The organism is Flavobacterium sp. PL02, from assembly GCF_035013205.1.
Classification (GTDB): domain Bacteria; phylum Bacteroidota; class Bacteroidia; order Flavobacteriales; family Flavobacteriaceae; genus Flavobacterium.
This window is the reverse complement of the sequence record NZ_JAYGJP010000001.1, coordinates 1718388-1731575: the sequence shown is the minus strand read 5'-3', so window position 1 is coordinate 1731575 and position 13188 is coordinate 1718388. Positions and strand designations below refer to the sequence as shown.

Below are 13188 nucleotides of genomic sequence, written 5' to 3'. Positions count from 1 at the left end.
TAAACAATGAAAAATTCACTTAATAAATTCTATAAAAATACAACACCTTCGGTAAGTTTCGAAGGAAGAAAAGCAATGTATATTTTGCCAGTTGTATTTACCACGTTACTCTTTGCTTGTTCTGCGCCTAAGGTGGCAGAACAGCAAAAGGCTAAAACATTGCCAGAGAACTTTGATGTTAATCGTAAAACAACAACAGACAGTTTGCAGGTTTTTATTCCTGTAAAAACAGAAACATATTTTAAAGATCCTGAATTAGAAAAAATATTAGATATCGTTATTGCTCAAAATCCTGATTATCTGGCAATGCAAGAAAGAATTCTGATAGCAAATTCTCATCTAAAAGTTGCTAAACTGGCTTTGCTCCCATCATTTGATTTGGGGGCTGACCTTTCGGGGACGCGTTATGGTAAATATACAATGGATGGCGTAGGAAACTTTGATACCAATTTTTCTCAGAATATATCAGAAAAGCAAAGAATCAATACTGATCTTACCCCTAATTTGTTTTTAGGCGGAAAAGTATCTTGGGAAGCTGATATATGGGGGAAATTAAGCAATCGAAAAAAAGCTGCTCGTCAGCGATTTTTTGCTTCACAAGAAGGAATGAGATTATTACAAACCAGACTTTTGAGCGATGTTGCCGAACTATATTATAAACTGATAGCGCTAGATAAACAAGCTATTATTTATGAAAAAAATCTTAAAACACAGCAACGTGCACTTGATATCGTTTCTGCACAAAGGTCTGTTGGAAAGGCAACTGAATTAGCCGTACAGCAATTTAATGCTCAAAACAATAATATTTTGGCTGAAGCCGAAGAATTAAACCTAAGTATTGATCAAACCGAAAAAGCTTTGTTGACCCTTTTGGGAGAATACGGTGGTAAGATTACCAGAAGTAAAGAATTCTTATCAGGACATCTTGAGGTTTTGAATCAAAAAATAAGTGTTGATTCTATTATTCACAACCGACCTGATGTATCGCAAGCGTATTTTGAATTATTGGCATCAAAAGCCGATGCTAAATCTGCTCGTGCTGCTTTCTTTCCGACTGTAAACTTGGGTGGTTATGCTGGATTTAACTCCTTCTCTTTCTCCACATTTTTTGATAGCGGCTCGTTTGCTTGGCAATTACTTGGAGGAATTACAGCTCCGGTATTTAACAAAGGCCAAATTAAGCATGAATATTTTACAGCCAATAAAAGACAACAAATTAGTTTTCTTGAATATCAAAAATCTATCACTGTTGCTTACAATGAGTTGAGTGCATTATTATATCGTACAAAAGCTTTTGAAGATGTGCTTGAATATAAATCAAAGGAAATTGAGCACCTTGAAATTGCAGTAAATGTTTCGAATGATTTGTATTTGAGTGGATATGCTAATTACCTTGAAATTATCAGTGCGCAAAAAAACAGACTTCAGGCTGAGCTTGATTTTGTAGATATGCAATTAAAGAATGTAAATTCTCAAATACTATTGTATAAAGCTTTAGGAGGAGGAATAAATTAATTTTTTTATAAGTAAACTTAATCATAATGAACCCGATCTTGTATCGGGTTTATTTTTTTAGACTAGTCCCAACTTAACCCTTTTTTATTATTTTTGATTGATTTTAAAAAACACAAAAAAATATCAAAAAGACCCCATTAAGGCTTAAAACATCCTCTAAAAACTCCAAATGAAACAGAAATCTATACTTTTTATTTTTTTAACGGCGCTTTTAATTTCTTGTAAGGATACTGTAAAACAGGAAAACAACCCTATAAAGTCTGACAGTATAAAACAAAAAGAGAAAAATACAGCATCAGTAATTACAGATTCATCAACTGCTGTTTATTTTATAAAAACCAAAATGATACCCGCTACGGATGAACTTAGAAAAGTCATCACAGAAAAAATTGAAAGCGTGGAAAGTGTTGATTTTACAGGCGATAAAATTCCTGATTATATCTGTAAAACGGCGATAGATTCGTTAGGAATTGGAAATGAATACTGGATTTCATCGGAATATAAAACTATAAAAAAAGCAAAACATTATGACGGTTTTCATTATCGTTGGTTTATAAATTTAGATGATGATCCTGAACCTGAAATGTTTGAAACAAACGGTGATGAGGATGGTGCAGATTACACTATTAGGGATCAGGATTTAATAACAGGAAAAGACAAAATATTGCTTTATATCAATCCGGTTATCATTGAAAATCAGAAAAAGTATTGGGGGTATTCTTGGGACGTAAAAAATATAATTGCCCGTAAAATCGGAACCGATATTGAACTGTTTTGCTCTTTAAACCATAAAGTAATCAGAGACGGGAATGAAGAATATGACCCGAAATTTCAGAAAATAATGCCCGTAATCTTTTTTACGGGACATCATACACAAGAGAGCGGAGATCATTTCATAAAAGAAGAACAATGGTTAACATTGAAAGAAATCATCAAACAAACCAAAAGATAAACCCCCAAAAAACAATACTTAATCTCTTGCCGAATTTTCTAAAACTTGTGTTTTTTTTATTAAATATTCGCTCAGATCCTAAAAAAAATACTTAACACATAGAAACATAGATTTTATATGTAAAAAAGAGCAACGAAAAGAAATACATTTGAACTATGTTTATTTTAAACAAGTAAAACGCCTATTTTGAGAATCCAAAATCTATGTTTCTATGTGTTAAAATAATTACAACCAATAGATTATATTTTAAAATTCATTAGATTTTGTTTTTGGATTATAAAGCATTGCCGTACACAAACAGTTTTTCCTTTCTTTACTCATTAATATGGGGCAATTAATACAGGATTTGCAGCTTTCCCAAAATCGTTCGTCAGTAGTTAATTCAGAATAAGTAACGGGTTCAAAACCGAGTTCATGATTCATTTTCATTACTGTCAGCCCTGTGGTTAAACTAAATATGCTAGCATTAGGATATCTTTGGCGGCTCAGCCAAAAGATTTTTCTTTTAATTCTTTTGGCAAGACCAGTATGTCTGAATTGTGGAGCGACTATTAATCCTGAATTAGAAACAAATTGTCCATTACCCCAAGAAGAGATAAAAGAGAAACCTGCCCATGTTCCGTCAGATGCAAAAGCAATAATAGCTTCTCCCTTTTTCATTTTTTCCTCCAGCGTTTCTGGAGAACGTCCTGAAATTCCTGTTCCCCGTGCTATAGCCGATGATAAGGTCGTTTCGCAAATTTCTTTTATCCAAAATAGATGGTTGGCATTGGCGATTTCAATGGTGAAAGTTAGTAATTCCTCAGCTGGTTGAATACCTAATAATAAGGCTGTTTTGTCTGGGAATGGATCAGACAATAAAAAGGGGTTGTCTGAAAAATTTATGGTACGTTGTCGGGTTTTCATATCTAATTTAGCGTATTTTGATTTTATTAATAATGCTAATACAATATGAAATATTCAAATTACATACCAATGTAGGTTTATGGTTGCTGTGTAAGCGTTACAAGCTGTCTTTGCTTGGTTTGCGCCAATAATAGAATATTTATTGATAGATTCTATCCCTATCATAATGATAAGATTGTATCATTATGATACTGCTATAAACAAAAAATGATGAGATTATAAGTCTCATCATTCTTTTATATAAATATTCGTTTTTATTTCCTCAAAAAAACAAAGATGCAAAGCATCTAGTTTATGAACTCCTTTGCTTTGAGCCTTTACTAGGTATCTTTAAACTAAATCATCCGCAGGAAAACCCCTGAACCTTTGTTCCTTTTAACCTCTGAACCTTAGTTACTTAAACCCTCAAAACCTTCTAGTAAGCTAACAAATCAAGGAGTTCTTTCTCAAATCGACCTTTTGGTAAATATTGATCTTCTAGTGCTTTTGTAAACGGAATAGGAGAATCTAAACTCGCCACACGTTTTACAGGAGCATCTAAATAACAGAAACAGTTTTCCATAATTAATGCTGATATATCACTAGCAACACCACCAAAAAGGGAATCTTCCTGATAGATTATTACGCGTCCTGTTTTCTTAACCGATTCATAAATTGCTTCGGTATCCAACGGTTGTAATGTTCTTAAATCTAATAAATCAGCTGAGATTTCAGGATTTTTAGCCAGCGTTTCCAGGGCCCAATGAACAGGAGCTCCAAAAGCAATGATAGTAACATCTGTACCTTCTTTTAATAAAGCTGCTTTTCCTAACGGAATTGTATAATAATCTGTTGGAACATCTTGGTAAACGCTTCTATATAATTGTTTGTGCTCAAAGAACAAAACTGGATTTGGATCATTAATAGACTCATTTAACAGCCCTTTGGCATCATACGGAAAAGCTGGGTAAACTACTTTTAAACCAGGAGTTTTTGTAAACCAAGCTTCATTGGTTTGCGAATGGAAAGGTCCTGCTTGAGTTCCGCCTCCACAAGGCATACGAACTACAACATCAGCTTTTTCTAACCAACGGTAATGTGATTTTGCCAATAAATTTACAATTGGATTAAATCCTGTTGAAACAAAATCAGCAAATTGCATTTCGACAATCGCTTTGTAGCCGTTTATAGAAAGTCCCATTCCGGCAGAAACCACAGCGCTTTCGCAAATTGGCGTATTCCGTACACGTTCTTTTCCAAATAAATCTACAAAACCATCCGTAATTTTAAAAGCACCACCATATTCGGCAATGTCTTGTCCCATTATAACCGAATTAGGATGTAATTGCATCGATTGTTTTAAAGCTGAAGAAATAGCATCTATAAAACGGATGTTTTTTTCTTCAGGATCAGGCGTGATTTCTTTATAGCTATATGGCGCATAAACATCATTTAACTCTTCTTCATACGAAGCCTCGATTTCAAATTCTACATTGGCAATAACCAAACTTTCTTCAATGTCCGTTTTAATATCTGCATGTAATTTCTCATCGTATTCAGGCGTTAATACCCCTATTTCTGTCAGGTAGTTCTTGTAATTATTTACAGGATCTTTTACTGCCCACATATCCATTAAGTCTTGCGGAACATATTTAGTACCACTCGCCTCTTCATGACCACGCATTCTAAATGTTTTAAACTCTAATAAGACAGGACGTGGATTCTCAATCATCGAAAGTTTTAATTCTGATAAAAGATTATAAACCTCCAGAATATTATTCCCATCTATAATATGGCTTTCTATACCATAACCAATGCCTTTATCGGCAAGGTTTTCGCAACGATATTGCTCATTTGTAGGAGTCGAAAGTCCGTAACCATTATTCTCGATAATAAACATTACAGGTAATTCCCAAACAGCAGCAATATTTAGTGCTTCATGAAAATCTCCTTCGCTCGTTGCTCCTTCACCAGTAAAAACAGCAGTTACCTTATTATTCTTTTTTAATTTATTAGCCAAAGCAATTCCGTCGGCAACACCTAATTGTGGTCCTAAATGCGAAATCATTCCGATAATCTTATATTGTTGTGTTCCGAAGTGGAAACTTCTGTCACGACCTTTGGTAAAACCATTTGCTTTTCCTTGCCATTGCGAAAAAAGACGGTATAATGGAATATCTCTTCCTGTAAAAACACCTAAATTACGGTGCATTGGCAAAATGTATTCATCGGAATCTAAAGCGGCAGTAACTCCTACCGAAATTGCTTCTTGCCCTATTCCAGAAAACCATTTAGAAACTTTTCCCTGGCGGATTAAGATGAGCATCTTCTCCTCTATCAATCTTGGTTTTAAAATTCTCTTGTATAAATCTAGTAGTTGGTCGTTGGTCAGTTTTTTTCTGTCAAAAATCATTTTTTGGTTTATTATTTAGTCAATGAATGTTGTAAAAATATAACAATTAAGCTATATTTTGTTATATAATTGTAAATTATTAGCATTTGTTGAAATAAAAATAACAAATTAGTTTTACATTTGCTCAAGATATGGTTTTTAAACCAATCAAGTTATCAATAAATATGTAAAGTATGCAAAACATTCCTAGTGTAGACTTACGTGATTTCCTTTCGGACAGCCCGGAACGTAAACAAAAATTTGTAAATGAAATCGGAAATGCATTTGAAAACATTGGCTTCGTTGCCCTAAAAGGTCATTTTTTAGATGATCAGTTAGTTGACGAACTTTATGGCGAAATTAGAAAATTTTTCGCATTGCCAATAGAATCTAAACATAATTATGAAATTCCAGGTATTGGAGGTCAGAGAGGTTATGTTTCTTTTGGTACAGAACACGCCAAAGGAAGAAAAGAAGGTGACTTAAAAGAATTCTGGCATTTTGGTCAGTATGTGAGTGAAGACTCAAAGTATGCCTCAGAATACCCAGAAAATGTTGAAGTAACAGAACTACCTAAATTTAATGCAGTTGGTAAAGAAGCGTACCAAATGCTTGAAAAAACTGGAGTTTATGTTTTAAGAGCTTTAGCATTACACCTTGGATTAGATGAATTTTACTTTGACAAATATGCCAAAGACGGAAATTCTATCCTACGTCCTATTCACTACCCACCAATTACATCTGAACCTAAAGATGCAATTCGTGCTGCTGCTCACGGTGATATTAACCTTATTACCTTATTAATGGGAGCGCAAGGAAAAGGATTACAAGTTCAAAATCATGATGGAGAATGGATTGATGCCATTGCCGAAGATGATCAATTGGTAATTAATGTTGGAGACATGCTTTCTCGTCATACCAACAACAGACTAAAATCGACTATTCACCAAGTAGTTAACCCTCCAAGAGAATTATGGGGAACATCTCGTTTCTCTGTTCCGTTTTTTATGCACCCAGTAAGCGATATGCGTTTGGATTGTTTAGAAAACTGTATTGATGCCGAGAATCCTAAAAAATTCGAGGATATTACTGCTGGAGAATATTTATACGAACGTTTGGTAGATTTGGGTTTAATCAAAAAATAATCTTTAAATTTACCTAATAATAAAAAGACATTGAGTTTATACTTAATGTCTTTTTAATTTTAAAATAAATTACAAATGGACTTACAAGACCAACTAAAAAATCTTTTCCCAGATCACGAAGTATCTCCCGACGAAATTGTGGTTCCAGAAGATCATACGCTTTTTATTCAAAAAGAACCTATGATTTGTAAATACGAAAAACGGAAAGGAAAAGCCACAACCATAATCGAAGGTTACGAAGGAACCGATGAAGATTTTAAAATCCTAGCCAAAGAAATTAAAACCAAATTAAGCGTTGGCGGTACTTTTAAAGACGATTCTATTATTATACAAGGTGATTACCGAGATAAAATAATGGAAATACTAAAAGCTAAAGGATTTAAAGTAAAACGTGTAGGAGGCTAGAGTTTAGTCCCCGTGATCAGTTTCAGTTTTCAGTTACATAACTTTGACCGCAAAATTTTTCTTTGCGAACCTTGCGTTTATGAAAATCTAGATATGAAACCTTTGCACCCTTTGCGGTTAAATCACAAAAAAGACATTCAGTTATGCGTTTCTATAGGAAAACCTTAGAACAAATAAAAAGACGCACTGCGGTGCGCCTCTACAGAACTGAACCTTAAAAAAAATAAAAAAGACATCCAGTTATGCGCTTCTACAGAAAACCTTAGAACCTCAGAACCTTTGTCTCTCAGAACCTTAAAAACAAATAAAAAAGACGCACTGCGGTGCGCCTCTACAGAACCCTAAAAACAAAAACATATGGTTATGCGCTTCTACAGAAAACCTTAGAACCTCAGAACCTTTGCCTCTTTGAACCTTAAAAAAAAACAATGATACAATCATCAGAATTAATACTAAATCCAGACGGAAGCGTTTACCATTTAAATCTTCGCCCAGAACATATTGCAAATGACATTATTTTTGTAGGCGATCAAAATCGTGTAGAAAAAATTACACAGTTTTTTGACAGCATCGAATTTTCTACACAAAAAAGAGAATTTAAAACTCAAACCGGAGTTTATAAAGGGAAAAGAATTACAGTAATGTCTACTGGTATTGGTCCAGACAATATTGATATTGTAGTAAACGAATTAGACGCTTTGGTAAATATTGATTTAGAAACTCGTAAACCAAAAGAAAACCTAACTTCATTAAACATTATCAGAATTGGAACTTCGGGTTCATTACAAGCAGATATTCCTGTAGATAGCTTTGTAATGTCAACTTTTGGGTTAGGACTTGACAATATGCTTCGCTCATATTTAATCGACGAAGTATCGAATGTTGCCATGGAAGAAGCTTTTATAAACCATACCAATTGGGACATCCGTAAAGGAAAGCCATACGTAATTGCTTGTTCAGAGAAACTAGAAAAACTTATCGAAAGCGACAAAATACACAAAGGAATCACTGCTACAGCAGGAGGTTTTTATGGTCCACAAGGACGTGTTTTACGTTTAAACATTCAGGATGAAGAGTTAAATGCAAAAATGGATAATTTTACTTTTAATGAAAGCCGAATTACAAATCTAGAAATGGAAACTGCTGCTATTTACGGACTTTCGGCACTATTAGGACATAATGCTTTATCACTAAATGCAATTATTGCCAATCGTGCTTCGGGAACTTTTAGTGAAGATCCATACAAAGCTGTCGATGAATTAATTAAATATACTTTAAACAAATTAATTACGAATTAATATGCAAAATGCAATCTACAAGTTCGAAAAATTGCTCCTTGAAAATTCAGAATATTTAAAATCTTTAGACAAAGAAACTTTAGAAAATAAACCTCCTGAAAAATGGTCGAAAAAAGAAATTTTAGGGCATCTTGTAGATTCATCCATACATAATTTAGTTCGTTTTACAGAGATAAATTATCTGCCAAAGCCGTATCATCACAGACCATACAACCAGAAAGATTTGGTTACCATTAACCAATATCAAACTATGGAAATGGAAGAGTTAATACAGCTTTGGTACTCGATAAATAAGCAAATTATTAGACTGTTTAAATCTGTTGATGAAAAAGCATTAGATTATGAAATCCTATTAAGTGATGGCACTATGATTAACCTAGATTTCTTAATGAAAGATTATGTTGAGCATTTAGAACATCACATTAATCAAATAAAAAAATAGCATGACACTAAGAGTTGCACGCCATACTAATGATTTAGGAAAACTAGTAAATTTCTACATCAATATTTTGGGATTTGAAAGACTAGGAGGTTTTGAAAATCATAATAATTATGATGGAGCTTTTATTGGAAAACCTGATTTAGGCTGGCATTTTGAATTTACAAAGTCAAATGATAAAGCCAATCATACTTCAGATGAAGACGATGCTATAGTACTATATCCAGAAACAATTTTAGAATATAATAGATTAGTAATTAATATTATAAATAATGACATATCATTTATAACGGCAAAAAATCCATATTGGAATTTGGAAGAAAACGGAAAAATGTTTCTTGATCCAGATGGTTTCCGTATTATTATTTCGCCATTAAAAGCTAAATAAATTTTCTAAAATCTAAGTAGTCCAACTAATCTAAAAATCTAAGAAGTCTAAAAATGAAAACTATAAAAATAGCAGGCGTTCCCGAACATTTTAATTTACCATGGCATTTATGCATTGAAAATGGAGAATTCGAAAACGACGGAATCGATTTACAATGGACAGATGTTCCCGAAGGAACAGGCAAAATGTGCCAGATGCTTCGAGATGGAGAAACTGATATAGCTGTAATATTAACCGAAGGAATCGTAAAAGATATTGCTGCAGGAAACCCAAGCAAGATTGTGCAAGTATATGTACAATCACCTTTAATTTGGGGAATACACGTAGCTGCAAAATCCGATTATAAAACAATCGGAGATTTAGAAAACAAAAAAGTAGCTATTTCCCGCCTAGGATCAGGTTCACAATTAATGGCTTACGTAAATGCCAACAATCAAGGTTGGAAAACAGATAATCTACAATTCGAAATCGTAAATACTATCGATGGCGCAGTCGAAGCACTAACAAATAAAACTGCCGATTACTTTATGTGGGAACGTTTTATGACAAAACCATTGGTAGACAAAGGCGTTTTCAGACGCATAACCGACTGTCCTACTCCATGGCCATCATTTGTAATTGCAGTGCGTGACGAAGTATTAAAAAATAATCCAGAGGCAATTGCTTCAATTCTAGAAGTTATAAACGCCACAACCGAAGATTTCAAGTCTATTCCTAGCATCGACAGAACATTAGCCGAATTATTTGAGCAAAAAGTCGAAGATATCCAAGAATGGTTAAAACTAACACAATGGTCGCAAAAACCATTAAATGAAAAAACATTTAATAAAATTCAAAATCAATTATTTGAACTGAGTATTATTGATAAAAAAGGTACTTTTGTAGAAACGGTAAAAGTTCTTTAAAAATTGCTTTTGGGGCATTATGATAAAAAATAGAAAAATTGACTTAACAAAACTTAAAAGTAGCCTTCAGGTAAAATCACCTTGGAACGAGGTTATTATTTTGCTATTGAGTTTTTTAATCACAATTCCTACTTTTATCATATTGCACCAAAATTTAATCGACCTCAACTGGCCGTTTAATTTCGATAGAGTATTACTTTTTATATTTGTACTCGTTGGACTCTATTTTCTTCTAATGCAATTAAAAACGATCATCATTATTTGTATCGTTTTATACCTCATAATCCTATTTTACGGCACCGCTTTGGGTAATTATGGCTTTAGCGAAGTTGCCGAAGATTACAATTCGATTATCTATACCATGTCCGATAATCCTTATCCTCAGGATATTATTGTTGCCAAACTGCTTCCGTTTCCTAACAAATCTAAGATTATTAATGCCATAGAATATCAAAATCCTAAAGTGAGGAATTTTGCTATAATGGCAACGTCTAAACATTTTAAGAACATCAAAGGATATTCGGATTATAGAACCATAATACAATGTTTTGCTGTTTTTAAAGAAATCAATAGTCGATGGAATTATGTAAATGATCCCAAAGAAGGCGACTATATCGCTACAGCAAGTGAGTCCTTAATGTATTTTTCGGGCGATTGCGACGATCATTCTATTTTAATGGCAGCAGCTGTACGCTCTATCGGCGGCACACCAAGGCTTATTCATACCAAAGGGCATATTTACCCAGAAATATTAATTGGGTCAATGATAGACCTCGAAAAAGTAAATTACTTGATTAAAAATGTCCTTTTTGTAAACGAAAGCTACAAGAAAACATTGCACTATCATATCGATGAACGCGGACAAGTATGGCTAAACCTTGATTATACAGCCAAATATCCTGGAGGACCATTCATGTCCGAAGAAATTCTAGGAGAACTTACACTTAAATAAAACCCTATAGTTTGTCAATTTCGACGTAGAGAACCCGAACGATTTAACCGCAAAGTTCACAAAGAGATACACAAAGGACGCTAAGTATTTTTTTTTTAAAATCATTTAAATCTTTTAATCTGTGGCAAAAAAATTAACCGCAGAGGGCGCAAAGTTTCACTACAATTTTGTCATTTCTATTTAGCGTCTTTACGTGAGATTTTTTCGGAACAGGAGAAGAATAAGGAGCTATTTCCAGCTCTCCACTCTATCTTTTCTTTGTTAAGGAAACAAAGAAAAGGATGCCGTTGCTATCTGGGCTAGAGATTTTATGGAAATATCAGTTTAAATAGTATTTTAGTGTGCTAGAAATTACCTGGAAGATGATTCCTAAAACTTCGTAAAAAATGACCGAACTAATTGCATTTATAAATACGCTACAAGAATTAGATTTCGAAACCGAACAAGCTATCAAAAAATGCTTTGTCAAGGAAACCTATGCTAAAAATGAGTTTATCGTTGAAGAAGGAAAAATATGTTCAAAAATCAGTTACATAAAATCAGGATTAGTCCGTAGGTTCTATCTTGATGATGGTGAAGAAATAACTAAATGGATTTATACCAACGACCAGTTCGTTACATCATTAAGTAGTTTTTTTGAACAAAAACCATCATTCGAAATCTTTCAAGCCTGTGAAGAAACTATACTATATTCCTTATCTTATACTGATGAGCAACTTTTATTAGAATACCCATTATTTGCAAAATTTCATATAAAACTACTAAGACTATATCTTTCTAAACTTAATGAATTCCATCATTCATATAAACTAATGAGTGCTCAGGAAAAATATATGTACTTACTTCATTCATTTCCTTCCATCATAAAAAAAGCAAAATTAAAACATATTGCTTCCCTTATCAATGTAAGTCCAGAAACCTTAAGCCGAATAAGAGCTTCAATTAATTGATATTACATCAATCAAAATCATTTATATTTTTTCAACATTTGCCAACTAATAAAGCAAAAGTGAAAAATACAATAATAGGAAAGAAAGCCAATATTGGGAAAAATGTTCATATAGGAAATTTTACTACTATAGAAAGTGACGTCATAATTGGCAATAATACTTGGATTGGTAATAATGTAAGTATCTTAAATGGCTCAAGAATTGGCGAAAATTGCCAAATACATTCGGGAGCAGTGTTGGCAGGAATGCCACAAGATTTAAAATATAATGGAGAAAATACAACACTCGAAATCGGAAATAACAATATTATACGAGAATTTGTAACCATTAATAAAGGAACAATATCCAAACAAAAAACTATAATTGGAGATAATAATTTATTAATGTCTAATGCACACATTGGTCATGATAGCCTGATTGGAGATAATTGTATTATAGGATTTAGTGTTGGGATGGCTGGAGAGGTAATTGTAGGCAATTGGGCTAATATTAGTGGATTAACTGCAATACATCAATTTTCTGTTATTGGTGAGCACAGCATGATTAGTGGCATGAGTCGCATTGTAAAAGATATTCCTCCATACATAATGGCAGCTCGAGAACCACTGAGTTATGTGGGCATAAATACTGTAGGTTTAAAAAGGAGAGGATTTGAAACTGAAAAATTAAATGAACTCAAAGAAATATATCGTATTATTTTTCAAGAAAAGAAAAATACAACCCTTGCTTTAGAATTAATTGAAAACCACTTTAAACAAACTGTAGAACGCGATAAAATCATACACTTTATAAAACAATCAACTAGAGGAATTATAAAAGGTAATATCTAATAAAATTTCGAAATACAACATTAACTTCTATTCTTTACATTAAAAACACTTCCTTTTTTATTTCAAAAATATTAAAACAACTAATTGTAAAACACGTATTTATACTCAATTTTCTGTAAAACCTTGTTTCTA

The 13188-nt window shown here is 33.1% G+C and carries 13 protein-coding genes; 11 read left to right on the top strand and 2 right to left on the bottom strand.

Annotation, left to right across the window (positions count from 1 at the left end):
- Window positions 1-6 precede the first annotated feature (6 nt).
- Entirely contained in the window at window positions 7-1515 is a 1509-nt protein-coding gene (locus SHI72_RS07395) for a TolC family protein (RefSeq protein ID WP_323489576.1), read from the top strand.
- A gap of 169 nt (window positions 1516-1684) precedes the next feature.
- Window positions 1685-2467 carry a hypothetical protein gene (locus tag SHI72_RS07390; RefSeq protein ID WP_323489575.1) on the top strand — a complete coding sequence of 261 codons (783 nt, stop codon included), beginning with the start codon at window positions 1685-1687 and terminating at the stop codon, window positions 2465-2467.
- A 246-nt stretch (window positions 2468-2713) separates the two neighbouring features.
- On the opposite strand, the gene SHI72_RS07385 is transcribed toward SHI72_RS07390, so the two are convergent.
- Window positions 2714-3373 (bottom strand): GNAT family N-acetyltransferase, encoded by a 660-nt coding sequence (locus tag SHI72_RS07385; protein ID WP_323489574.1) that lies wholly within the window; start codon window positions 3371-3373, stop codon window positions 2714-2716.
- A 415-nt stretch (window positions 3374-3788) separates the two neighbouring features.
- Window positions 3789-5765 carry a dehydrogenase E1 component subunit alpha/beta gene (locus tag SHI72_RS07380; protein ID WP_323489573.1) on the bottom strand — a complete coding sequence of 659 codons (1977 nt, stop codon included), beginning with the start codon at window positions 5763-5765 and terminating at the stop codon, window positions 3789-3791.
- Between the two features lie 173 nt (window positions 5766-5938).
- On the opposite strand from SHI72_RS07380, the gene SHI72_RS07375 reads away from it, so the two are divergent.
- The 9 genes from SHI72_RS07375 to lpxA all read left to right on the top strand — a co-directional run bounded on the left by SHI72_RS07375 (window position 5939) and on the right by lpxA (window position 13056).
- Complete coding sequence (locus SHI72_RS07375; RefSeq protein WP_323489572.1) at window positions 5939-6889, top strand: isopenicillin N synthase family dioxygenase; 951 nt, start codon at window positions 5939-5941, stop codon at window positions 6887-6889.
- A 75-nt stretch (window positions 6890-6964) separates the two neighbouring features.
- Window positions 6965-7294, top strand: a complete 330-nt coding sequence (locus SHI72_RS07370; protein WP_039114137.1) for a translation initiation factor — start codon at window positions 6965-6967, stop codon at window positions 7292-7294.
- Between the two features lie 428 nt (window positions 7295-7722).
- Window positions 7723-8592: a nucleoside phosphorylase gene (locus tag SHI72_RS07365; protein ID WP_323489571.1), complete on the top strand. Its 870-nt coding sequence runs from the start codon at window positions 7723-7725 to the stop codon at window positions 8590-8592.
- A gap of 1 nt (window position 8593) precedes the next feature.
- Complete coding sequence (locus SHI72_RS07360) at window positions 8594-9034, top strand: DinB family protein (RefSeq protein ID WP_323489570.1); 441 nt, start codon at window positions 8594-8596, stop codon at window positions 9032-9034.
- A gap of 1 nt (window position 9035) precedes the next feature.
- The gene (locus SHI72_RS07355) at window positions 9036-9419 is read left to right on the top strand and encodes a VOC family protein (protein ID WP_323489569.1); all 384 of its coding nucleotides are present in this window, start codon (window positions 9036-9038) and stop codon (window positions 9417-9419) included.
- A 53-nt stretch (window positions 9420-9472) separates the two neighbouring features.
- Window positions 9473-10324, top strand: coding sequence for a substrate-binding domain-containing protein (locus SHI72_RS07350; protein WP_323489568.1), 852 nt, complete (start codon window positions 9473-9475; stop codon window positions 10322-10324).
- Between the two features lie 19 nt (window positions 10325-10343).
- The gene (locus tag SHI72_RS07345; RefSeq protein ID WP_323489567.1) at window positions 10344-11276 is read left to right on the top strand and encodes a transglutaminase; all 933 of its coding nucleotides are present in this window, start codon (window positions 10344-10346) and stop codon (window positions 11274-11276) included.
- Between the two features lie 386 nt (window positions 11277-11662).
- A complete protein-coding gene (locus SHI72_RS07340) occupies window positions 11663-12226 on the top strand; it encodes a Crp/Fnr family transcriptional regulator (RefSeq protein ID WP_039114146.1) in 564 nt (187 codons plus the stop codon).
- A 59-nt stretch (window positions 12227-12285) separates the two neighbouring features.
- Window positions 12286-13056, top strand: a complete 771-nt coding sequence (gene lpxA, locus SHI72_RS07335; RefSeq protein ID WP_323489566.1) for an acyl-ACP--UDP-N-acetylglucosamine O-acyltransferase — start codon at window positions 12286-12288, stop codon at window positions 13054-13056.
- The last annotated feature ends 132 nt before the right edge of the window (window positions 13057-13188 follow it).